Genomic DNA, 23,891 nt, shown 5'->3' on the forward strand with positions numbered 1-23,891 from the left:
CCTGGGGAGGGCCCGGGCTGGGAAGGGCGTGGGCGCCATCGCGCCAGGCGAATCGCGGACGAGGCACGGCGTCGAAGTCGCTGGGTTCCCGCGTTCGCGGGAACCCAGAAAACAGCGTAAGCGGACTCCGTCCGCGGTATATCCGCATTGTAGGAGCGGGCCCTGCCCGCGAATCGCGCGCAGGGCGCGCTCCTACATGGGGCGATCGATGTTCAGGCAGGCCCGTCGCGCGTCAGCCAGTCGATGAACAGCGAGAACAGCTCCGCCTGGGAATTGATCTCCAGCTTGGTGTAGAGGTGCTTGCGGTGCATGCGCACTGTCTCCGGCGAGATGTCCAGCACCCGCGCGCTGGACTTCACCGAATGGCCGCGCAGCAGCAGGTGGGCGATTTCCCGTTCGCGCTCGGTCAGGCAGTCGCCGCCGAAGTTCATGAAGGCTTCGCGGATGTGCCGGTTCAGCGCCGCCGCCGGTTGCGCGCCGGCGTCGCCGCCGGCCAGCAGCAGGTCGAGGCCGCCGCGGCTCTCGAACTGCCGGCACAGCTCGCGCACCAGCGGCAGCGCGGCGCGCAGCAGCTCGGTCTGTTCCTCGCTGAAGCGCGCGCCGCTGCGGCCCTGGTACACGCACAGGGAAAGCTTGCGCTGGGCGTCGAGGTCGACGATGTAGTGGCTGTCTTCCACCGAGCCGCACTTGAGGTAGTAGGTCTTGTAGTACTCGCTGGCGAAGAAGTCGTCCGGGGCGATTTCCGCCAGCGGGTAGAAGCCTTCGGCCAGGCCGCCTTCCATGGCCAGGCAGAAGGGGTCGAGCAGGTAGCCGCGGGCGTAGTAGCGCTCGGTCAGCGGCTCGCGGTATTCCGTGGGGATGCCGTGCTGGAACAGGTGGCGCGGCGGCTGGCCCTTGCGCTCCAGGCCGAACAGCGAGGACTCGATGGGCACCAGCGCGCCGAGTGCCTCCACCAGCCGCGCCGGGAATTCCGCCGTGGCCACCGCGGCCATGGCGCGCGCCAGCCCCGCATGCCAGGCATGCAGGGCCGGGCTGTTGGGTGGGGTGTCGAGTGGGGTGGCCGGTGTGCTCATGGTCGGCAGCATACGGCCGCCGCCGACCAGGTGCAAAGCGCCGCGTCCGCGCATCAGTGCCCCGCGTAGTCGCCGCTGCGCTTGAGGTCCTCGGCGGTTTCGAGAATCGCCTCGCGCAGGGTGTCGACCACCTCGTCGACCTGCTCGCGGGTGATGGTCAGCGGCGGCGACATCACATTCAGGTGCACGATGGGGCGCACCAGCAGGCCGCGCTTCTGCGCCCGCAGGTGGATCTTCTCGCCGATGTTCAGCTCCTCGGGGAACAGCGTCTTGCTGCGCTTGTCGGCGACGAACTCGACGCAGGCCATCAGCTTCTGGCAGCGGACGTCGCCCACCAGCGGCAGGTCGGCCAGCTCCTGCAGGCGCTGCTCCAGGTAGGCGCCGACGTCCTTGACGTGCTCCAGCAGGTTCTCGCGCTGAATGATCTCGATGTTCTTCAGCGCCGAGATGCAGCTCACCGGGTGCCCGCTGTAGGTGAAGCCGTGGCTGAAGCAGCGGCCCTGGTTCGGCTCGGCGATCACCTTCCAGATGCGGTCCGAGAAGATGCACGCGCCCAGCGGCAGGTAGCCGGAAGTCAGGCCCTTGGCGGTGGTGATGATGTCCGGCTGCATGCCGAACACGTCCTCGGAGGCGAAGAACGCGCCCAGGCGGCCGAAGGAGGTCACCACCTCGTCGGCGACGTAGAGCAGGTCGTACTTCCGGCACACCTCCCACATGCGCTTGTGGTAGCCCTTGGGCGGGATGATCACGCCGCCCGAGCCCATGATCGGCTCGGCGAAGAAGGCCGCCACGTTGTCCGCGCCCAGTTCCAGGATCTTGTCTTCGAATTCCTTGACCAGGAATTCCAGGAAATCGCCCTCGGTCATGCCCGTCGGCGCGCGGTAGGGGTTGGGGCAGGAGATGTGGTGGATGAAGTCCTTGAGGAAGTCGAACTCGGCCGGGTGGTCGGCCACCTTGCCGCCGAGCGACATGGTCAGGAAAGTCGAGCCGTGGTAGGCGTTGACGCGGCTGATGATGTGCTTCTTGGCATGCTTGCCGCGGCAGTTCTGGTAGTACTGGATCAGCCGGTAGGCAGTGTCCACGGCGGTGGAGCCGCCGGTGGTGAGGAACACGTGGTCGAGGTCGCCCGGGGCCAGTTCGGCGAGCTTCTCGCAGAGCTGGATGGCGGTGACGTTGGCCATGTCGCAGAAGGGGTTGGAGTAGGCCAGCTGGCGCACCTGCTCGGCGATGGCCTCGGCCATTTCCTCGCGGCCCAGGCCGATGTTGGTGCACCACATGCCGCCCACGGCGTCCAGGTAGCGGTTGCCCTTGGTGTCGTAGATGTAGGCGCCCTGGCCTGCGGCGATGTTCAGCGCGCCGTTCTCGCGGTGGTCGTCGAACACGTGGTAGCCGTGCACGTAGTGGGCCTTGTCGGCGGCGACCAGCTTTTCGTCATCGAACTGGGCGAAGAAGGCGGCGGATGGGGTGGTCATGGCAGTACCTCGATATTGCGGTTTCAACTCGTTAATTCCGTTTCCCTCTCCCTGACCCGCTCCCTGAAGGGAGAGGGGATCGTTCGGAGCGGGCTGAGGCTCCGAACTTCCTTGCCGGATCTGGCGTCGCCTGAGCGTTTCAGGAGGGCGCCATCAGTCATCTCGGCACTATCGGCCCCCTCTCCCTTCAGGGAGAGGGCTGGGGAGAGGGGGCTCTTAAGTCAGTAGTCAGTCACGAAAACTCAGGTCCCCGTCTTCACCGCATTCCACGTCCGGGTGATCAGCCGCGTAGCCTTGGGCCCCTGGACCTTCTGGGTGAACAGCCGCGAACGCGTCTCGGCATCCGGGTAGATCGCCGGGTCGTCGCGCACCTCGGCGGCCAGCAGCGGCTTGGCCGCGCCGTTGCTGGTGGCGTAGCGGATGTAGTCGCTGACGTCGGCGGCCACCTTCGGCTGCAGCATGTACTCGATGAACTTGTGGGCGTTGGCCACGTGCGGCGCGTCGGCCGGGATGTAGAAGTCGTCGAACCAGATCAGCGAGCCTTCCTTGGGCACGAAGTAGCCCAGCTTGACCTTGGCCCCCGCCTCGTCGGCGCGGGCCTGGGCGGTGGCGTAGTCGCCGGACCAGGTCATGGCCATGCACTGGTCGCCGTTGGCCAGGCCGTTGAGGTAGCTGGTGGAGTCGAACTTGCGGATGTACGGGCGGATCGACTGCAGCAGGTCCTGGGCGGCCTTGAGGTCCTCGGGGTTGGCGCTGTTCGGGTCGCGCTTGAGGTAGGCCAGGGCCAGCGGGATGACGTCGGTGGGCGAATCGATGATGGTCACCCCGCAGTCGGCGAATTTCGACACCACCTTGGGATCGAACAGCATCGCCAGCGAGCCGATGGGCGCGTCGGGCATGCGCTGCTTGATCTTCTCGATGTTGTAGGTGATGCCGTTGCTGCCCCAGGTGTAGGGCGCCGAGTACTGCACGCCCGGGTCGTAGTGCTCCAGGTGCTTGAGCACCTCGGCGTCGAGGTTGCTCCAGCTGGGCAGCTTGCTCTTGTCCAGCGGTTGGAACACCCCGGCCTTGAGCAGCGGCGGCACCAGCGCGGCGTTGAGCACCACCAGGTCGTAGCCGGAGCGGCCGGGCAGCAGCTTGCCCTGCACCGTCTCGTAGGAGTCGAAGGTGTCGTAGACCACCTTGATCCCGGTGGCCTTCTCGAAGTCGGCGATGGTGTGCTCGCCGATGTAGTCGGTCCAGTTGTACAGCCTCAGCGTTTTGGCGCCGTCGGCGTCCGCGGCCTGGCCGAGCAAGGGGCTCAGCAGCAGGGCCGTGCCCAGGATCGCTGCGAAGGATTTGTACATGTCACTCCCACCTGTGGTTGTTTTCGAGGGTCGTGTCGGCTGTGGCCACTGTCCGCCGCCAGCCGTCGCCGGGCCATTCCCCGAATGGGTGGGTGGGGCTGGTATGCTGTTGCACATTCGTTCAGATTGGCGGCCTTGGACACAGGAGCGGCAGGCGATGAACCAGGCAGTGCGCTTTTCCCGGCTGGAACCCGAACAGCGCAAGGCGCTGCTGATCGAGGCCACCCTGGCGTGCCTGAAGCAGCACGGCTTCCAGGGTGCGTCGATCCGCAAGATCTGCGCCGAGGCCGGGGTTTCGGTGGGGCTGATCAACCACCACTACGCGGGCAAGGACGAGCTGGTGGCCGAGGCCTACCTGACGGTCACCGGGCGCGTCATGCAGTTGCTGCGCGAGGCCATCGACCAGGCCGCGCCGGACCCTCGCGCGCGCCTGTCGGCGTTCTTCCGCGCTTCCTTCAGCGCCGAACTGCTCGACCCGCAACTGCTCGACGCCTGGCTGGCGTTCTGGGGCGCGGTGAAGACCGCCGAGGCGATCAACCGCGCCCACGACCATTCCTACGGCGAGTACCGCGCCTTGCTGGCCCAGGCGCTGAACCAATTGGCCGAAGAGGAAGGCTGGGCCGACTTCGATTCCGATCTCGCCGCCATCGCCCTGTCCGCCATGCTCGACGGCCTGTGGCTGGAATCCGGGCTGAACCCCAACACCTTCACCGCGGAACAGGGCATCCAGGTCTGCGAGGCCTGGGTCGACGGCCTGCAGGCCGGCGGGCGGCAGCGCTTCAGCCGTCGGCCGGCGGACTGTTGATCGGCCGTTCAGCAATCGCTACTCTGCGCCGGCCCCTGGGAAATTTCCCACGGGCGTCCATCCTCTAATAAGAAATCCGCCGCGACCTCGCCGGCGGCCGCAGCAGGGTATTGGCGATGGCTCCCCGTGTACTGATCGTCGACGACGATCCGCTGATCCGCGAACTCCTCCAGTCCTACCTCGCCGGGGAGGGCTACGAGGTGGCCTGCGCCAGCACCGCCGAACAGGCCGAGGCCAGCCTGGCCGAAGCCGAGCAGGGCGGCCCGCCCTTCGACCTGGTGCTGCTGGACATCCGCCTGCCCGGCAAGGACGGCCTGACCCTCACCCGCGAACTGCGCGTGCGCTCGGAGGTGGGCATCATCCTGATCACCGGGCGCAACGACGACATTGACCGCATCGTCGGCCTGGAATGCGGCGCCGACGACTACGTGATCAAGCCGCCGAACCCGCGCGAGCTGGTGTCGCGGGCGAAGAACCTGATCCGCCGCGTGCGCCATGCCCGCGCGCCGGCCACGGCAACGCCGGCGCGCCAGCCGCTCAAGCGCTTCGCCCAGTGGCGCCTGGACCCGGACCGGCGGCGCCTGGTCGACCGCGACGGCGGCGAAACCCTGCTCACCCACGGCGAGTTCCAGCTGCTCAGCGTGTTCCTGCGCAACAGTGGCCACACCCTCAGCCGCGACCAGCTGATGGACCAGATCCGCAACCGCGAGTGGCTGCCCAACGACCGCTCCATCGACGTGCTGGTCGGCCGCCTGCGCCGCAAGCTGCGCGACGACCCGGCCGAACCCGAGCTGATCATCACCATCCACGGCGCCGGCTACCTGTTCACCGCCGCCCCCAGCGACGCCTGAACGTGCGCTGGCTGGCCCTGCTCGCCCTGACCCTGTGTGGTTTGGCGCCGGCCGCCGAGCGCGTGCGCTACTGCGACTATCCGGTGTACCCGCCGGTGTCCTGGAGCGACGGCCATGAAGTGCGCGGGCTGGCGCCGCAGGTGGTGAAGAGCGTGCTCGGCGGGCTCGGCTACGACGTGCAGGTGGTGGTGCTGGGCAACTGGAAACGCTGCCTGATGGACGCCGCCGCCGGCCGCGTCGACGTGGTCCTGGCCTACCGCACGGCGCAACGCGACCAGGGCCTGGCCTTCGCCGAGGCGCCGGTGCTGCGCGAGGAAGTGGCGCTGTTCTACAACCGCCGCAAACCGGTGCGCTTCCAGACGCTTGACGACCTCTCCCGCTACCGCGGCGGCCTGCTCTTCGGCGAGAGCTACGGCGCCGCGTTCGACCGCTTCGTCGCCAGCCACGACAACATCGAGTACGTCTCCGACAGCACGCAGAACTTCGGCAAGCTGATCCGCCAGCGCATCGACTTCATCCCCTACGAGCGGCGCACCGGGCGGCTGCTGGTCGAGCGCCTGCCCGGCGGGGAGGACATCGTGGACGCGCCGCAACCGATCACCGTCGACTACCTGCGCCTGGCGGTGTCGCGGCATTCGCCGTTGCAGGCGCGCCTGGGCGAGATCGACAAGGCCCTGCAACGCCTGCAGGCCGATGGCAGCCTGGCGCGCTGGCTGGATGAGAGCGAGCGCGACTACCGCGCCATGCTCGCCGCCGGGGCGCAACCATGAGGGCCCTGCGCGCCCCCGGCCCGCTGGCGCGGCGCCTGCTGCTGCGGGTGCTGGGCTTCAGCCTGTGCTTCACCCTGCTGGCCGGCGCGCTGCAGCTGTACCTGGAATACCGCCGCGAGATGCGCGACATCGAAACCCGCCTGGAGCTGATCCGCAGCGGCTACCTGGCCAGCTTCGAGCGCAGCCTGTGGGACCTCAACCAGGCCCAGCTCAACGTGCAGTTGCACGGCCTGGTGGACTTCCCCGATATCGCCTGGGCGAGCCTCGCCAGCGCCGACTTCAACCTGATCCAGGGCGACATCCAGGCCCCCGGCCCGCTGCGCGTCGAACACTTCCCGCTCAGCTACCAGCCGCCGGACGGCGAGCTGCGCGCCCTTGGCGAGCTGGCCGTGGCCATCGACCAGGGCGCCGTCTACCGCCGCCTGTGGCACGGCGGGCTGAGCAACCTGCTGTGGATGGGTCTGTTCCTCTGCGGCCTGGCGGTGGCCCTGAGCTGGCTGTTCCACAAGCTGGTGACGCGCCACCTGGAGCGCATGGCCGAGTTCGCCGGGCGCATGGCCGGCGGCGACCTGCAACAGCCGCTGCGCCTGGACAAGCGCATCCGCGCCGAAGACGACGAACTCGACACCGTGGCCCATTCCCTGGACGACATGCGCCAGGCCCTGCGCGAAGAGCGCGACGAACTGCAGCGCCAGGTCGAGCGGCGCACCGCCAGCCTGCGCCGGGCCAAGGACGAGGCCGAGGCGGCCAACGAGGCGAAGAGCCGCTTCCTGGCCACCATGAGCCACGAAATCCGCACCCCGCTCAACGGCATCCTCGGCATGGCCGAACTGCTGCGCGACGCGCCCCTCGGCGAGCTGGAACGCAAGCGCCTGCACGCCCTGCACAAGGCCGGCGAGGGCCTGCTGGCGGTGCTCAACGAAGTGCTGCACTTCGCCAAGCTGGAGGACGGCGCCAGCCTGCCGGAGCCGGTGGACTTCGACCTCGGCGAACTGCTCGACGAAGTGCTGACGCTGCTGGAACCCCGCGCGGCGGCCAACGCCACGCGCCTGTCGCTGCACCTGGACGACGATGTGCGCCGCCGTTGCCGCGGCGCCGAGCAGTTCCTCCGCCAGGTGCTGAGCAACCTGGTGGCCAACGCGGTGAAGTTCACCGAGGGCGGCGAAGTGCGCGTGGAGGTGGAACTGCTGGCGCAGCAAGGTGAAAGCCAGCGCCTGCGCTTTGCGGTGGTCGACGACGGCATCGGCATTCCCGAGGCGGTGCAGGCGCGCATCTTCGAGCGCTTCACCCAGGCCAGCGAGGAAGTCACCCGCCGCTACGGCGGCAGCGGCCTGGGCCTGGCCATCAGCAAGCGCCTGGTGGAAGCCATGGGCGGGCGCATCGGCGTGCGCAGCCGGGAAGGGCAGGGCAGCACCTTCTGGTTCGAGGTCGAGCTGCAAGCCGCGCTGGCTCCCGTGGTGGAACCGCAGGCGGCCCCGCGCGGCGAACGTGCCCTGAGCGTGCTGCTGGTGGAGGACGTGCCGCTCAATCGCGAAGTGGCCCAGGGGCTGCTGGAGCGAGACGGTCACGCCGTGCGCCTGGCCGAGGATGCCGAACCGGCGCTGGTCGCCTGTCGCGAGCAGGCCTTCGACCTGATCCTGCTGGACATGCACTTGCCAGGCCTGGGCGGCATCGAACTGTGCCAGGCGATTCGCGGCCAGGAGGGCGGGCGCAACCGGGAAACGCCGATCCTCGCCTTCACCGCCAGCGTGCAGCCGGCGCTGGTGCGCACCTACTTCGAAGCCGGCATGCAAGGCGTGCTGGCCAAGCCGTTGCGGGTCGATGATTTGCGCCGTGCGCTGGCCAGCCTGCACGCGCCTGTGCCCGAGCGCGAGGCGGATGGGGTGATCGACGAGCAGGTGCTGGCGACTCACCGCGAACTGCTGGGTGAGCACCGGGTGAGCGAATTGCTGGGCGTGCTGCGCGACTTGCTGGCACAGCAACTGCCGCTGCTGCACGAAGCCATCCGCGCCGGCGATGCCAGCGAGGCCGCCGGCCTGGCCCACCGCCTGGCCGGCAGTTGCCATTCCATGGGCCTGCGCGGCCTGGGCGAATGCCTGCACGGCCTGGAAGAAGCGGCCCTGGCCGGCGAACCGCTGCAAGCCTGGAGCGAAAGACTCGACACGCAACTCAGCACCGCCAGGACGCACCTCCTGTAGGAGCGAGCTTGCTCGCGAACAGACTCCCCGGCGGCTGCGGTGCCATGCGGTTCGCGAGCAAGCTCGCTCCTACGAAAAGCATGCATAGCCGCATGGCTTACCGGGAGGCACGCATTTCCCGCTGGCACGGACAGTCCCCTCTCCCTTCAGGGAGAGGGTTAGGGAGAGGGTTGCGGGCTCCCAGATGAACTCCGTGCGTTCGGCTGACTCCGTCCCCTCTCCCCAGCCCTCGGCTGCGCGCCCCGCCCTGAAGGGAGAGGGGGCCGTTCGGCAGGCTTGGATGTTTCGGAGTTAGCCGGACGTTATCCCGAGGGCGTGGGGACTAGCCCGCTACAAATTCCTTACAGCTTTTTACATCTTCGATCCCGCCGTTCAACGCGACCTTACATCCCCTTCGAATAATCCGGCGGTATCCGTGCCACGAGCCACGGCCTCTGACTGATTGGAGATAACAACAATGATCCAACGTAGAGTTCCGCTTCGCCGCGCCCGCCGTTCAGCGGGGGTGCGCCATGTCTGATTCGAAGATCCAGCTCACCCGCGCGCTCAAGAGCCGCCACATCTTCATGCTGTCCCTCGGCGGAGTAATCGGTACCGGGCTGTTCATGGGCGCCGGCGTCACCATCAACCAGGGCGGCCCGGCCGGCGCCGTGCTGGCCTACCTGGTGGCCGGGCTGCTGATGTACCTGGTGATGGTCTGCCTGGGCGAGCTGTCGGTGCAGATGCCCGTCTCCGGCTCCTTCCAGGCCCACGCCACGCGCTTCATCGGCCCGGCCACCGGGTTCATGATCGGCTGGGTGTACTGGATGAGCTGGGCCTCCACCGTCGGCCTGGAATTCACCGCCGCCGGCATGCTGATGACGCGCTGGTTCCCCGAAGTGCCGATCTGGCTCTGGTCGGGCTTCTTCGTGGTCGTGCTGTTCTCCCTCAACGCTCTGGCCACCCGCGCCTTCGGCGAGGCCGAGTACTGGTTCGCCGGGATCAAGGTGGCGGCCATCCTCGCCTTCATCATCGTTGGCGTGCTGGTGATCTTCGGCGGCATCCACCTGAACGACGGCGCACCGGCCCCCATGCTCAACAACCTGGTCGGCGACCAGCTGTTCCCCAACGGCCTGTCGGCGGTGTTCGCGGTGATGATGACGGTGGTCTACGCCTTCCAGGGCTGCGAGATCATGGGTGTGGCCGCCGGCGAGACCGACCAGCCGGAGAAGAGCATCCCCCGCGCCGTGCGCAACGTGGTGTTCCGCGTGCTGATCTTCTACGTGCTGGCGATCATCGTGCTGGCCGCCATCGTCCCCTGGCAGAAGGCCGGGCTGGTGGAAAGCCCGTTCGTGCAGGTGTTCGACATGGTCGGCATCCCCTACGCGGCGGACCTGATGAACTTCGTCATCCTCACCGCCATCCTCTCGGTGGGCAACTCCGGCCTGTACGCCTCCACCCGCATCCTCTGGGCCATGTCCAAGACCGGCATGGCGCCCAAGGGCCTGTCCAAGCTCAGTTCCCGCGGCGTGCCGCTGTACGCGCTGCTGATCAGCCTGGCCTTCGCCCTGCTCTCGCTGCTGACCAGCGTGGTCGCCGCCGACACCCTGTTCATGGTGCTGATGGCGGTGAGCGGGATGGCCGGCACCGTGACCTGGATCGTCATCGCCTACGCCCAGTACCGTTTCCGCCGCGAACACATGGCCAAGGGCGGCAGCGTGGCCGACCTGAAATACGCCGCGCCGCTGTTCCCGCTGATCCCCCTGGCCTGCATCGCCATCTGCTGCTCGCTGTTCGTGTTCCTGGCCATGGACCCGACCCAGCGCCCGTCGCTGTACTGGGGCTTCGGCTTCATCGCCGCCTGCTACCTGGCCTACTACGTGCTCAAGCGCAAGCGCCCGCAGGGGGTCAGCGAGGCGGTGCCCAGTATCGGCTGAACCCACGAAGCCCCGCCCTGCGGGGCTTTTCGCTTTTCGGCTTCTCGTAGGAGCGAGCTTGCTCGCGAACGGATTTCCCAGCGGCTCCGCTGCCATGCGGTTCGCGAGCAAGCTCGCTCCTACGAAGAGCCCGCAGGGCCGTTTGTGCGAAGTTGTAACAAGGTCCCGGGGAAAACCCTTCCGAATCCCCACAGCCCCCGCACCGCGCGGCCTTCCCGCCGTCCGGCGGGGCGTTACAAGCCCCCCGAACGGGTGCATTGCCGTCTTGTTGAACACTTGTTTAGTATGGTGGCCAACACCGCCCTCATGCGACAACAACAACGAGGCCAGCATGACTCACGCATCCCCGCTCAGCCGGGTCCAGGACGGCATCGCCTGGATCACCCTGAACCGCCCCGAACAGCGCAACGCGCTGGACGTTCCCACGCTGAAGAACCTGCACGCGCTGCTCGACGCCTGCGCCGTCGACCCGGCCGTGCGCGTCATCGTGCTGACCGGCGAGGGCCGCAGCTTCTGCGCCGGCGCCGACCTCGCCGAATGGGCCGAGGCCGAAGCCCGCGGCGAGCTGGAAACCTACGGCTGGACCGAAACCGCCCACGCCCTGATGAGTCGCCTGCACGGCCTGGACAAGCCGACCATCGCCGCGGTCAACGGCACCGCCGTCGGCGCCGGCATGGACCTCACCCTGTGCTGCGACTTCCGCATCGCCGGCGCCTCGGCGCGCTTCAAGGCCGGCTACACCGGCATGGCCTACTGCCCGGATGCCGGCGCCAGCTGGCACCTGCCGCGGCTGATCGGCGCCGAAGCGGCCAAGCGCCTGCTGTTCCTCGACGAACTGTGGAACGCCGAGCGCGCGCTGAACGCCGGGCTGGTCGGCGAAGTGGTCGCCGATGACCAACTGCAGGCCCAGGTCGGCGAATTCGCCGCGCGCCTGGCCGCCGGCCCGACCTTCGCCTTCGCCCAGACCAAGCGCCTGATCCGCGACGGCGCGAACCGCACGCTGGCCCAGCAACTGGAGGCCGAGCAGGCCGCCGGGCTGCTCTGCGGCCGCAGCGAGGACGCCGCCGAAGCCCTGCGCGCCGTGGCCGAGAAACGTTCCCCCCACTTCCAAGGCCGTTGAGCGGCGAGGTATTCCCCATGGATTTCAAACTGACCCAGGAACAGGAAATGCTCGTCGAGGCGGTCAAGGCTTTCGTCGAGAAAGAGCTGCTGCCCCACGAGGAAGAAGTCGACCGCGCCGACGCGGTGTCGCCGGAGCTCGCCGCGCAGATTCGCGGCAAGGCGCTGGCCGCCGGTTTCTATGCCTTCAACATGCCCGAGGAAGTCGGCGGCGGCGGCCTCGACTACCTGTCCCAGGCGCTGGTCGAGCGCGAGCTGTCCAAGGTCTCCTGGGCGCTGCACGTGTTCGTCGCGCGGCCGTCGAAAATCCTCATGGCCTGCAAGGGCCAGCAGGTGCAGGACTACCTGCTGCCCTGCGTGAACGGCGAGAAGATCGACTGCTTCGCCCTCACCGAGCCGGGCGCCGGCTCCGACGCCAACTCGATCAAGACCCGCGCCGTGCGCGACGGCGACGACTTCGTCATCAACGGCGCCAAGCACTTCATCAGCCACGCCGGGCACGCCGACTTCGCCATCGTCTTCGCCGTCACCGACACCTACGAGCGCAACGGCAAGAAGCGCAACGCCGTGACCGCCTTCCTGGTCGACAAGGGCACCGCCGGCATGACCGTGCGCCGCGGCCCGAAATGCGTCAGCAACAAGGGCTACCACACCTACGAAATCTTCTTCGACGACTGCCGCGTGCCGGCCTCCAAGGTCCTCGGCGAAGTCGACAAGGGCTGGGAAGTGGCCAACGCCTGGCTCACCGCCGGCCGCGTGATGGTCGCCGCCAACTGCGTCGGCCAGGCCCAGCGCGCCATGGACCTGGCCCTGCAATGGTCGGCCGACCGCAAGCAGTTCGGCCAGGCTATCGGCAGCTACCAGGGCATTTCCTTCAAGCTGGCCGACATGGCCACGCAGATCCGCGCCGCCGAGCTGATGACCCTGCACACCGCGTGGAAGATGGACCAGGGCAGCATGACCGACGGCGAGGCCGGCATGGCCAAGCTGTTCGCCAGCGAAGTGCTCGGCAAGGTCGCCGACGAGACCGTGCAGATCTTCGGCGGCATGGGCCTGATGGACGAAGGCCCGGTGGAACGCATCTGGCGCAACGCGCGCATCGAGCGCATCTGGGAAGGCACCTCGGAAATCCAGCGCCACATCATCTCCCGCGAACTGCTGCGGCCGCTGCTGCGCTGAGGTCCGGACCATGCAACGCGAAAACCTCAAGCGCCTGCTGGCGCCCCGTCACCTGGCCTTCATCGGCGGCCGCAGCATGGCCCGCGCGCTCAAGCGCTGCGCCGAGGGCGGTTTCGCCGGGCCGCTGTGGCTGGTCAACCCGCAATACGACGAGCTGGAAGGCGTGCCCTGCGTGCGCAGCATCGCCGAGCTGCCCGAAGGCCCGGACGCGGTGTTCGTCGCCACCAACCGCGACCTGACCCTGAACGCGGTCGCGGAGTTGGCCGCCAAGGGCGCCGGCGGCGCCATCTGCTACGCCTCCGGCTTCGCCGAAACCGGCGCCGAGGGCCAGGCCCTGCAACAGCGCCTGCTCGATGTGGCCGGCGACATGGCCCTGCTCGGTCCCAACTGCTACGGCCTGCTCGACTACCTGCACGGCGCCGCGCTGTGGCCGGTGGCCCACGGCGGGCACATCGTCGAGAAGGGCGTGGCGGTGCTGACGCAGAGCGGCAACTTCGCCTACAACCTGTCGATGAGCGACCGCTCGCTGCCGATCGCCTACATGGCCTCGGTGGGCAACCAGGCCCAGCTGGGCGTGGCCGAGCTGATGGACGTGCTGCTCGACGAGCCGCGCGTCACCGCCATCGGCCTGCACCTGGAAGGCCTGAAGAACGTCCCCGGCTTCGCCCGCGCCGCCTACAAGGCGCTGCAGAAAGGCATCCCGGTGATCGCGCTGAAGACTGGCGTATCGCAGATCGGCGCGGAACTGGCGCTCAGCCACACCAGCTCGCTGGCCGGCTCCGACGCGCTGTACGACGCGCTCTTCGACCGCCTCGGGGTGATCCGCGTCAGTGGCCCGGTGAGCTTCATCGAAACCCTCAAGGCCGCCGCCTGCGGCAACCTGCCGGCCGGCCCGAGCCTGGCCGCGCTGGCCTGCTCCGGCGGCGACGCCGGGCTGATCGCCGACTACGCCGAACGCAACGGCCTGCCGTTGCCCAGGCTGGTCGACGCGCAGCGCGCCGAACTGGCCCAGGTGCTGCCGGACTACGCCAACATCGCCAACCCGCTGGACTTCACCACCGCCATCTGGGGCGACGGCCCGGCGCTGGAGCGGATGCTCGACAGCGCCCTGCGCACGCCGGCCGACGCTGCGTTGCTGGTACTCGACTACCCCGGCGAGGAAACCGGCGAACGTCCGCAGTGCGACCTGCTGCTGGAACTCTACTGTGCGGCGCTGAAACGCCACGACAAGGTCGGCTTCATCGCCTCGGCGCTGCCCGAACTGCTGCCGGCCCACGCCCGCGAACTGCTGCACGGCCACGGCGTGGCGGCGTTGCAGGGTGTGGAAGATGGCCTCGCCGCCTGGGGCCGCATCGCCCACTACCGCCAGCGCCGCGACGCGTTGCTGGCGCGCGGTGAAGCGGCGCTGGTGCCGCTGTGCCCGCAGGCCATCGACGGCCAGGGCCGGCTGCTCGACGAGTGGCAGTCCAAGCAGGCGCTGAAACCCTTCGGCCTGCCGCTGCCGGCCGCCGTGCTCAGCACCCCCGGCCAGGCCCGCGAGGCCGCCGCCGACCTGGGCTATCCGCTGGTGCTCAAGGCGGTCAGCGCCGAGCTGCCGCACAAGACCGAGGCCGGCGGCGTGGCGCTCAACCTGCGCAACGAAGCGGCCCTGGAAGCGGCGCTGTTCGACATGCGCGAGAACCTGGCGAAGCACGCACCGCAGCTGAAGTTCGAGCAAGTGCTGCTGGAACGCATGGCCAGCCCGCCACTGGCCGAGCTGATCGTCGGCATCAAGCGCGAGGTCGGCTTCGGCCTGGCCCTGGTGCTGGGCGCCGGCGGCATCCTCGTCGAGCTGCTCAAGGACAGCCGCAGCCTGCTGCTGCCGACCACCGACGCGGCCATCCGCGACGCCCTGCTGAGCCTGCGCAGCGCACCGCTGCTCAGCGGCTTCCGCGGCCGCCCGGCGGTGGACATGGACAAGCTGGTGGACGCCATCCGCGCGGTCGCCGACTACGCCTGCGAGCACGCCGACGGCCTGCTGGAACTGGACGTCAACCCGCTGCTGGTCAACGCCGAAGGCGCCGTGGCGGTGGATGCGCTCATACGGCTGGCCGACGCCTGAGGACCTGAAGGGGAACACGAACGCTCCCCTCTCCCTTCAGGGAGAGGGGCTGGGGGAGAGGGTGGCGGGCCGACGCACCGATGCGGCCGGCGAAGAGCCCCTCTCCCCAGCCCTCTCCCGCAAGCGGGAGAGGGGGCAAGAGCGCTACGGCGCGAACGGCGATCACACACGTCGCCGGACAGACGAGGATTTGCCCATGCAACAACAGAAGACCCTCACCGGCGGCCAGGCCCTGGTCCGCCTGCTGGCCAACTACGGCGTCGACACCGTGTTCGGCATCCCCGGCGTGCACACCCTGGAGCTGTACCGCGGCCTGCCCGGCAGCGGCATCCGCCATGTGCTCACCCGCCACGAGCAGGGTGCCGGCTTCATGGCCGACGGCTACGCGCGCGTCAGCGGCAAGCCCGGCGTGGCCTTCATCATCACCGGCCCGGGGGTGACCAACGCCGCCACCGCCATCGGCCAGGCCTACGCCGATTCCATCCCGCTGCTGGTGATCTCCAGCGTCAACCACACCGCCAGCCTGGGCAAGGGCTGGGGCTGCCTGCACGAGACCCAGGACCAGCGCGCCATGACCGCGCCGATCACCGCGTTCTCGGCGGTTGCCTTGACCCCGGAAGACCTGCCCGAGCTGATCGCCCGCGCCTACGCCGTGTTCGACAGCGAGCGTCCGCGCCCGGTGCACATCTCGGTGCCGCTGGACGTGCTCGCCGCGCCCATCGCCCGCGACTGGACCCACGAAGTGGTGCGCCGCGCCGGCCGTGGCCAGCCCGCCGCCGCCGCGCTGCGCCAGGCTGTGGATAAACTCGCCGCGGCCAAGCGGCCGATGATCATCGCCGGCGGCGGCGCGCTGCATGCCGCCGACGCCCTGGCCGCGCTCAGCGAGCGCCTGGCCGCGCCGCTGTTCACCAGCGTCGCCGGCAAGGGCCTGCTGGCCCCGGAAGCGCCGCTGTCCGCCGGCGCCACTCTGTGCACCCAGGCCGGCTGGGACATGATCGCCGAGGCCGACGTGGTGCTGGCCATCGGCACCGAGATGGCCGACACCGACTACTGGCGCGAGCGCCTGCCGCTGAACGGCGAACTGATCCGCGTCGACCTCGACTCGCGCAAGTTCAACGACTTCTACCCCAGCGCCGTGGCCCTGCTGGGCGATTCGAAAGCCACCGCAGAAGCGCTGCTCGCCGCGCTGCCGGTCGCCAAGCGCGACGCCGGCAGCGCCATCGACCGCGTCGCCCAGCTGCGCCAGCAACTCGATGCCAGCCACGCGCCGCTGCAGCTTATCCACAAGGCGATCCTCGAACGCATCGCCAAGGCGCTGCCGGCCAACGCCTTCATCGCCAGCGACATGACCCAGCTGGCCTACACCGCCAACTACCTGTACCCCAGTCAGGCGCCGCGCGGCTGGCTGCACCCCACCGGCTACGGCACCCTCGGCTACGGCGTGCCGGCCGGCATCGGCGCCAAGTTCGGCGCGCCGGAGCGCCCCGGCCTGGTGCTGGTGGGCGACGGCGGCTTCCTCTACACCGCGCAGGAACTGGCCACTGCCACCGAGGAGCTGGACAGCCCGCTGGTGGTGGTGCTGTGGAACAACGACGCCCTCGGGCAGATCCGCGACGACATGCTCGGCCTGGATATCGAGCCGGTCGGCGTGCTGCCGCGCAACCCGGACTTCGCCCTGCTCGGCCGCGCCTACGGCTGCGAGATGCGCCAGCCGCAGAGCCTGGACGAGCTGGAGCGCGACCTGCGCGAAGGCTTCGCCCACCCCGGCGTGACCCTGATCGAGCTGAAACACGCCTGCGCGAAGTAGGCCCCGTTGCACCCGCCGGGGCGCAGGCCCCGGCGCATTGAAGGACTCCCCGTCATGCGCTTCTCGAACCTCACCCAACGCATCGCCGGCGACGGCGCGGCCGCCTGGGACATCCACTACCGCGCCCTGGCGCGCCTGGAGCAGGGCGACGACATTCTGCTGCTGTCTGTGGGCGACCCCGACTTCGACACCCCGGCGCCCATCGTGCAGTCGGCCATCGACAGCCTGCTGGCCGGCAACACCCACTATTCCGACGTGCGCGGCAAGCGCAACCTGCGCGAGGCCATCGCCCGCCGCCACACGCAACGCAGCGGCCAGGCGGTGGACGCGAACGACGTCGTGGTGCTGGCCGGCGCGCAGTGCGCGCTCTACGCCGTGGCGCAGTGCGTGCTCAACCCGGGCGACGAGGTGATAGTCGCCGAGCCGATGTATGTCACCTACGAGGCGGTGTTCGGCGCCTGCGGGGCCAAGGTGGTGCCGGTGTCGGTGCGCTCCGAGCACGGCTTCCGCGTGCAGGCCGAGGACGTGGCGAAGCTGGTCACGCCGCGTACCCGCGCCATCGCCATCAACAGCCCGCACAACCCCTCCGGCGCCAGCCTGCCGCGCGCTACCTGGGAGGCGCTGGCCGAGCTGTGCATCGAACACGACCTGTGGATGATTTCCGACGAGGTCTACAGCGAACTGATCTTCGACGGTGAGCACATCAGCCCGGCCAGCCTGCCGGGCATGGCCGAGCGCACCGCGACCCTCAACAGCCTGTCCAAGTCCCACGCCATGACCGGCTGGCGGGTGGGCTGGGTAGTCGGCCCGCCGGCGCTCTGCGGCCACCTGGAAAACCTCGCGTTGTGCATGCTCTACGGCTCGCCGGACTTCGTCCAGGACGCCGCCTGCACCGCGCTGGAAGCCCAGCTGCCGGAGCTGGAAGCCATGCGCGAGGCCTACCGCCAGCGCCGCGACCTGGTGCTCGACTGCCTCGCCGATTGCGTCGGCCTGCGCGCGCTGCGCCCGGACGGCGGCATGTTCGTGATGGTCGACATCCGCCCCACCGGCCTCTCCGCCCAGGACTTCGCCGACCTGCTGCTGGACCGCCACGGCGTCTCGGTGCTGGCCGGCGAAGCCTTCGGCCCCAGCGCCGCCGGGCACATCCGCCTGGGCCTGGTGCTCGGCGCCGAGCCGCTGCGCGAAGCCTGCCGACGCATTGCCCTGTGCGCCGCCGAACTGCTCAAGGAGAAGCGCTATGCATGACCGCCTGCAGCTGTACATCGACGGCGCCTGGGTAGCGCCGCAAGGGCAGGGCCTGGCCGAGGTGCAGAACCCGGCCACGGAACAGACCATCGGCCGCGTGCCGCTGGGCGCCGAGGCCGACGTGAACCGCGCGGTGGAAGCCGCGCGGCGCGCCTTCCCGGCCTGGTCGCAAACACCTTCCAGCGTGCGCGCCGGCTACATCCGCGCCCTGGCCGAGCAGCTGCGGGCGCGCGCCGACGAGATGGCCGCGCTGATCACCGCCGAGCTGGGCATGCCGGTGCAGTGGTGCCGCATGGTCCAGGTCGACGGACCGATCGAGGGCCTGGAAAGCTACGCCCCTCTGGCCGCGCACATGGACGAGGTGCGCGAGGTCGGCAACTCGCTGGTGGTGAAGGAAGCGGTGGGCGTGTGCGCCTTCATCAACCCCTGGAACTACCCGCTGCACCAGCTCATCGGCAAGCTCGCCCCGGCCCTGGCCGCCGGCTGCACGGTGGTGGTCAAGCCGAGCCAGGACACCCCGCTGCACGCCTTCCTGCTGGCCGAGATGATCGACGCCATCGGCCTGCCGGCCGGCGTCTTCAACCTGGTCAGCGGCCCCGGCTCGAAAGTCGGCGAGGCGCTGGCGTGGCATCCGGACGTGGACATGGTCTCGTTCACCGGCTCGACCACGGCGGGCATCCGCGTTTCCGAAGCGGCGGCGCCGACGGTCAAGCGCGTGTGCCTGGAGCTGGGCGGCAAGTCGCCGTTCCTGATCACAGCCGACGCCGACCTGGCGGCCGCCGTGCGCCACGGCGTGCAGGACGTGATGATCAACTCCGGGCAGACTTGCACCGCGCTGACGCGCATGCTGCTGCCGGCCAGCCGCTACGCCGAGGCGCTGGAGATCGCCCGCGCCGAGACCGAGGCGCTGAAGCTGGGCGACCCGCTCGACGCCGACAGCTTCCTCGGCCCGATGTGCTCGGCCGGCCAGCGCCGCACCGTGCTGGATTACATCCGCGTCGGCCAGGAGGAGGGTGCGCGCCTGCTCTGCGGCGGCGCGGAACGGCCGTTCGGCCTGGAGCGCGGCCACTACGTGCAGCCGACGCTGTTCGCCGACGTGAACAATTCGATGCGCATCGCCCGCGAGGAAATCTTCGGCCCGGTGCTGTGCCTGATCCCGTATGCCGACGAGGCCGAAGCGCTGCAGATCGCCAACGACTCGCCGTTCGGCCTGTCCAGCGCGGTCTGGGCGGGCGATCGCGAGGATGGCCTGCGCCTCGCCCGGCAGATGCGCGCCGGCCAATGCTTCGTCAACGGCGGCGCGTTCAACTACCGCGCGCCCTTCGGCGGCTACAAGCAGTCCGGCAACGGCCGTGAGTGGGGCGAGGAGGGTTTGGCGGAGTTCGTCGAACACAAGGCCATTCAACTCTGAGCACCGTCTGAAGAGCGCCCTCTCCCCAGCCCTCTCCCGCAAGCGGGAGAGGGGGCAAAAGCGCTTCGGTGCTACCGGCGGGAGAGGGCGCTGCAGGATGAACACGAACGCCCCCTCTCCCTTCAGGGAGAGGGCTGGGGAGAGGGTGCTGAGCCAGTACGCCAATCCGCCAAGTAGCGCTTTTCTAGCCAGGAATCCACATGAACGTACTGATCATCCACGCCCACAACGAACCCCAGTCCTTCAGCACCGCGCTCTACCAACTGGCCGAGGAAACCCTCATGGGCCAGGGCCACGAAGTACAGGTCTCCGACCTCTACGCGATGAACTGGAACCCGGTGGCCAGCGCCGCCGACTTCGGCGCCCGCGCCAATCCGGACTACCTGGTCTACGCCCTGGAACAGCGCGAAGGCGCCAAGCACCAGACCATCGCCGCCGACATCCAGGCCGAGCTGGACAAGCTGCTCTGGGCGGACCTGGTGATCTTCAACTTCCCGATCTACTGGTTCTCCGCCCCGGCCATCCTCAAGGGCTGGTTCGACCGCGTGCTGGTCTCGGGCATCTGCTACGGCGGCAAGCGCTTCTACGACCAGGGCGGCCTGGCCGGCAAGAAGGCGCTGGTGACGGTGACCCTCGGCGGGCGCGAGCACATGTTCGGCGAAGGCGCCATCCACGGCCCGCTGGAAGACATGCTGCGGCCGATCCTGCGCGGCACCCTGGCCTACACCGGCATGACCGTCCTGCCGCCCTTCGTCGCCTGGCACGTGCCCTACATCAGCAACGACGCGCGCCAGGACTTCCTGCGCCAGTACCAGGACCGCCTGCAGCATCTGGATCAGGACCAGCCCCTGGAATTCCCGCGCCTGGAACAGTTCGACGAACGCCTCTACCCGCTGCCGCGCTGAGCGGCGCGTCGGCACCGTACTGAAACCTCGTCATTCCCGCGAACGCGGGAACCCAGTGGCTGATGTTCGCGCTGGAAGTCGCTGGTTCCCCGCGTTCGCGGGGATGACGGGATAGGGATGCGGCGCTCCAGGGTTCGCGAGCAAGCTCGCTCCTACGGTTCGATGCACTCACCCCAAACGAAAAAAGGCGCACATCAATCAAGACGTGCGCCTTTGGAGGAAAAGGGCAGCCGCTGCAGCCGGGTATGCGCGGGGGAGTGTTGGCAAGCGGCTGGTGTGCCGGGTGCCAAACGATGGGCCTGATGGACCCATCGCTGCTGCAGCGACCTGGTTGCCACTATACCCGGCAACTGTTCCGGGAAAATGACCCTATACTGCGATTCAGTTTTGCAGACGGGGCAACAGTGGACACTTTTCATGCGATGCGGGTCTTCGCCCGCGTGGTCGATGCCGGCAGCTTCACCGCCGCCGCCAATGCCCTGGGCCTGTCGACCGCCCAGGTCTCCCGCGTGGTCTCGGACCTGGAGGCTTTCCTGCAGGCGCGCCTGTTGCACCGCACCACGCGGCGCCTGGCCCTGACCGAGACCGGCGAGCGCTACCTGCAGCGCTGCCGGGAAATCCTCCTTGATGTCGAAGAAGCCGAAGCCGAGGCCAACGGCGCGCACCTGCGCCCGCGCGGCCGGCTGCGCGTGCACTCGCTGACCGGGCTCGGCCAGCAGCACCTGATCCCGCTGATCTCGCGCTACTGCCAGCAGCACCCCGAGGTCTACATCGAGCTGACCCTGGCCCAGCGCCAGCCGGACATCCTCGAAGAAGGCCAGGACGTGGTCATCACCCGCGACCGCGAGCTGCCCGACTCCGAGTACGTCGCCCAGACCCTCGGCACCATCTACAGCGTGCTCTGCGCCAGCCCCGGCTACCTGGCCGAACGCGGCACCCCGCGCGCCATCGAGGACCTGCGCGAGCACCGCTGCCTGCGCCTGCAGGACCCGACTTTCCCGGAAGGCTGGGCCTTCGAGGAAGACGACGAGTCGAGCGTGATCCGCCCGCGCGACACCTTCATGGTCAACGTCGCAGAGGCCCTGGCCGGGGCCGCCCGCGCCGGCATGGGCATCTGCCTGCTGCCCAGCTACGTGGCCGCGCCGGCGCTGCGCCAGGGCGAACTGGTGCGCGTGCTGCCCGAGCGCAGCCTGCACGTGCGGCAGATCTTCGCGCTCTACCCGTCGCGGCGCTTCCTCGACGCGAAGATCCGCACCTGGGTGGAGTTCCTCAAGGAAGAATTGCCCAAGGCCTTCGACGCCGACGAGCAGGTGATGAACGATCCCGCGCACTGGGCCTGAAAACGGATTGTTGCTTTTCAGGCAATGGTCTGTTGGTGAGCCAGCTATTTTTCCGCCTGTCACCGAGTCGTAACCTTTGCATCGCCCCCACTGAGCGGGGCTAATCAAAGGTTCGAAAATCATGTCCCGTAAACTTGTTGTTGCTGCCCTGCTGTCCGTTTGCTCGCTGTCCTTCGTGCAACTGAGCTTCGCCGAAGAGTCCCGACTGATGACCGACAAGATGGTGAAAGCCAACGAGGCCGCCATCGCCGCTGCCCAGCAGGCCTCCGACGCCGAGCGTACCGCCGGCAAGGCCGCTGCCCAGTCCAACGCCGATTCCTGATCGGCGTTACTTTCCCCCGGGAAGCCCGGAGCGTGAGCCGGTATTCCCAATGCCTTGCGCCGCATACGAAATGCGGCGTTTTTTTATCCCGGCGGGGGCGGTGATCTTTTCATTTTATGAAAAAGTCTTTCGCCGCCTTCGCGCTTTATTGGAAATAGATAGGTCAATAAACTTGTCTTTATCTGCCGGGCTCTCCCGGCAGGCCCGACACGATCAGCCTGATGTGTCACCGAGGGGCGGTGACTGCGAACTTCCGCCCCTCACGCCAGCCGGTTCCTCCAACGCCGACTGGCCTTGCTTCCCGACGCCGATATCCGATTGCTCCAATCGACGTCTTCTTTCCGGCCGCTGCACTCAGCGGCCGTTTTTTTGCCCGGAAAAAACCTTCCTGCCCAACGGCCCGCCCTAGAGTGGCCGGGTTGTCGGCGCAGCGTAAATGTAGTGAATCGAACATAAACAAAGTATTTGCAATACTTTGAAATATTCACTACAAGACCAGGCACAACCTCCAAGGGAGCTGCCATGTCCAGCCTCAAAGACCGCCTGGCCGCGCCGGACGTCGCCCTGACGCCGGCCGAACGCAAGGTGCTGCGTGCCCTGCTCGACGACTACCCGCGCCTGGGCCTGGGCCCCATGGCGCGCCTGGCGCGGCAGGCGGGGGTCAGCGACCCGACCATCCTGCGCCTGGTGAAGAAGCTCGGCTTCGCCGGCTACGGCGAGTTCCAGGACGCCCTGCTGATCGAGGTGGACGACCGCCTGCGCTCGCCGCGCACGCTGCTCGCCGAACGCCGCGAGCGCATGGAGCATGACGACCCCTGGTCGAGCTACCTGGCCGACGCCTCGGACAAGCTGCAGCACACCCTGAACCTGACCCGCGCCGATGACATCCGCCTGCTCGGCGACTGGCTGCTCGACCCGCGCCTGCGCCTGTTCTGCCACGGTGGGCGCTTCAGCCGCTTCCTCGCCGGCTACCTGGTCACCCACCTGCGCCTGCTGCGCGGCGGCTGCCTGTGGCTGGACGACGGCATGGCGCTGCCCGACCTGCTGCACGACATGGACCGCCAGTCGCTGCTGGTGCTGTTCGACTACCGCCGCTACCAGGCCCAGGCCCAGCTCGTCGCGCAGACCGCCAAGGCCCGCGGCGCGCGGGTGGTGCTGTTCACCGACATCTACGCCTCGCCGCTGCGCGAGCTGGCCGACCTGATCGTCAGCGCGCCGGTGGAATCTCCCTCGCCGTTCGACTCGCTGGTGCCGGCCATGGCCCAGGTCGAGGCGCTCATCGCCAGCCTGGTAGCGCGCAGCGACAGCCAGCTCGACGAACGCCTGGACGGCATCGACCAACTGCGCGCCGCGTTCAACGCCCATCTGCTCGAGGAATGACCATGTTCAGCCTGCCCCACCCGTCGCCCCGCGACCTGCCGTACCGCCGCGGCGAAACCGCCATCCTCTTCGTCGACATGCAGAACGCCTGGGTCATCCCCGGCCGCGACGCCCACGTCGACGCGGACAAGGCCCGCTACTTCTACGAGCGCGTGGAGCGTCAGGTCATCCCCAACCAGCAGCGCCTGCTGGCGGCCATGCGCGGCGCCGGGCAGAACGTGCTGCACACCATCATCGAAAGCCTCACCGCCGACGGCCGCGACCGCTCCCTGGACCACAAGCTGTCGGACATGCACCTGCCCAAGGGCCACCCCGACGCTCAGGTGATCGATGCGCTGGCGCCGGCCGAGAACGAAATCGTCCTGCCCAAGACCTCGTCCGGGGTCTTCAACTCCACCGCCATCGACTACGTACTGCGCAACCTCAACGTGCGCCACCTGATCGTCTGCGGCGTGGTCACCGACCAGTGCGTGGACATGGCCGTGCGCGACGCCGCCGACCGCGGCTACCTGGTGACCCTGGTCGAGGACGCCTGCGCCACCCACACCGCCGAGCGCCACCAGGCCTGCCTGGAAGCCATCAAGGGCTATTGCTGGATCGCCGACACCGACGCGGTGCTGGCGCGTATCGCCGACCTCGCCTGACCGCGGA

18 protein-coding genes and 1 pseudogene are annotated in these 23,891 nt (G+C 68.6%); 16 read left to right on the forward strand and 3 right to left on the reverse strand.

Annotated features, from left to right (window positions below; all coding sequences use genetic code 11):
* Positions 1–212: 212 nt before the first annotated feature.
* From BM060_RS13625 to BM060_RS13635, 3 genes are all read right to left on the reverse strand, one after another.
* Positions 213–1,073, reverse strand: coding sequence for a helix-turn-helix transcriptional regulator (locus tag BM060_RS13625; RefSeq protein ID WP_074980600.1), 861 nt, complete (start codon positions 1,071–1,073; stop codon positions 213–215).
* A gap of 53 nt (positions 1,074–1,126) precedes the next feature.
* A complete protein-coding gene (locus BM060_RS13630) occupies positions 1,127–2,545 on the reverse strand; it encodes an aminotransferase (RefSeq protein ID WP_074980570.1) in 1,419 nt (472 codons plus the stop codon).
* A gap of 242 nt (positions 2,546–2,787) precedes the next feature.
* Positions 2,788–3,891 (reverse strand): polyamine ABC transporter substrate-binding protein, encoded by a 1,104-nt coding sequence (locus BM060_RS13635; RefSeq protein WP_074980571.1) that lies wholly within the window; start codon positions 3,889–3,891, stop codon positions 2,788–2,790.
* A 157-nt stretch (positions 3,892–4,048) separates the two neighbouring features.
* On the opposite strand from BM060_RS13635, the gene BM060_RS13640 reads away from it, so the two are divergent.
* The 16 genes and pseudogenes from BM060_RS13640 to BM060_RS13715 all read left to right on the forward strand — a co-directional run bounded on the left by BM060_RS13640 (position 4,049) and on the right by BM060_RS13715 (position 23,884).
* Entirely contained in the window at positions 4,049–4,696 is a 648-nt protein-coding gene (locus tag BM060_RS13640; RefSeq protein ID WP_074980572.1) for a TetR family transcriptional regulator C-terminal domain-containing protein, read from the forward strand.
* 110 nt (positions 4,697–4,806) lie between these two features.
* A complete protein-coding gene (locus BM060_RS13645; RefSeq protein ID WP_135499876.1) occupies positions 4,807–5,547 on the forward strand; it encodes a response regulator transcription factor in 741 nt (246 codons plus the stop codon).
* Entirely contained in the window at positions 5,544–6,317 is a 774-nt protein-coding gene (locus BM060_RS13650; RefSeq protein WP_135499891.1) for a substrate-binding periplasmic protein, read from the forward strand. Before BM060_RS13645 ends, BM060_RS13650 begins: the two co-directional genes overlap by 4 nt.
* Complete coding sequence (locus tag BM060_RS13655) at positions 6,314–8,515, forward strand: ATP-binding protein (protein ID WP_074980575.1); 2,202 nt, start codon at positions 6,314–6,316, stop codon at positions 8,513–8,515. The genes BM060_RS13650 and BM060_RS13655 overlap by 4 nt, the downstream gene beginning before the upstream one ends.
* A 512-nt stretch (positions 8,516–9,027) precedes the next feature.
* The gene (locus BM060_RS13660; RefSeq protein WP_074980576.1) at positions 9,028–10,431 is read left to right on the forward strand and encodes an amino acid permease; all 1,404 of its coding nucleotides are present in this window, start codon (positions 9,028–9,030) and stop codon (positions 10,429–10,431) included.
* 331 nt (positions 10,432–10,762) lie between these two features.
* Positions 10,763–11,551 (forward strand): enoyl-CoA hydratase/isomerase family protein, encoded by a 789-nt coding sequence (locus BM060_RS13665; RefSeq protein ID WP_074980577.1) that lies wholly within the window; start codon positions 10,763–10,765, stop codon positions 11,549–11,551.
* 17 nt (positions 11,552–11,568) lie between these two features.
* Complete coding sequence (locus BM060_RS13670) at positions 11,569–12,729, forward strand: acyl-CoA dehydrogenase family protein (protein WP_074980578.1); 1,161 nt, start codon at positions 11,569–11,571, stop codon at positions 12,727–12,729.
* Positions 12,730–12,739: 10 nt separating this feature from the next.
* Positions 12,740–14,830, forward strand: coding sequence for an acetate--CoA ligase family protein (locus BM060_RS13675; protein ID WP_074980579.1), 2,091 nt, complete (start codon positions 12,740–12,742; stop codon positions 14,828–14,830).
* Between the two features lie 132 nt (positions 14,831–14,962).
* A pseudogene (locus BM060_RS13680) lies at positions 14,963–16,637 on the forward strand (5-guanidino-2-oxopentanoate decarboxylase); the annotation flags it as partial.
* A gap of 54 nt (positions 16,638–16,691) precedes the next feature.
* Positions 16,692–17,882, forward strand: coding sequence for a pyridoxal phosphate-dependent aminotransferase (locus BM060_RS13685; protein WP_074980581.1), 1,191 nt, complete (start codon positions 16,692–16,694; stop codon positions 17,880–17,882).
* Positions 17,875–19,293, forward strand: a complete 1,419-nt coding sequence (locus tag BM060_RS13690) for an aldehyde dehydrogenase family protein (protein ID WP_074980582.1) — start codon at positions 17,875–17,877, stop codon at positions 19,291–19,293. Before BM060_RS13685 ends, BM060_RS13690 begins: the two co-directional genes overlap by 8 nt.
* Positions 19,294–19,493: 200 nt before the next feature.
* Positions 19,494–20,198, forward strand: a complete 705-nt coding sequence (locus tag BM060_RS13695) for an NAD(P)H-dependent oxidoreductase (RefSeq protein ID WP_074980583.1) — start codon at positions 19,494–19,496, stop codon at positions 20,196–20,198.
* A 404-nt stretch (positions 20,199–20,602) separates the two neighbouring features.
* Complete coding sequence (locus tag BM060_RS13700; protein WP_074980584.1) at positions 20,603–21,538, forward strand: LysR family transcriptional regulator; 936 nt, start codon at positions 20,603–20,605, stop codon at positions 21,536–21,538.
* A 121-nt stretch (positions 21,539–21,659) separates the two neighbouring features.
* Positions 21,660–21,860, forward strand: coding sequence for a hypothetical protein (locus BM060_RS13705; protein ID WP_009614826.1), 201 nt, complete (start codon positions 21,660–21,662; stop codon positions 21,858–21,860).
* 522 nt (positions 21,861–22,382) lie between these two features.
* Positions 22,383–23,240, forward strand: coding sequence for a MurR/RpiR family transcriptional regulator (locus BM060_RS13710; protein WP_043269847.1), 858 nt, complete (start codon positions 22,383–22,385; stop codon positions 23,238–23,240).
* A gap of 2 nt (positions 23,241–23,242) precedes the next feature.
* Positions 23,243–23,884 carry a cysteine hydrolase family protein gene (locus BM060_RS13715; protein ID WP_074980585.1) on the forward strand — a complete coding sequence of 214 codons (642 nt, stop codon included), beginning with the start codon at positions 23,243–23,245 and terminating at the stop codon, positions 23,882–23,884.
* Positions 23,885–23,891 lie beyond the last annotated feature (7 nt).

Source organism: Pseudomonas citronellolis (genome assembly GCF_900112375.1).
In the GTDB taxonomy this organism is placed as follows: Bacteria; Pseudomonadota; Gammaproteobacteria; order Pseudomonadales; family Pseudomonadaceae; genus Pseudomonas; species Pseudomonas citronellolis.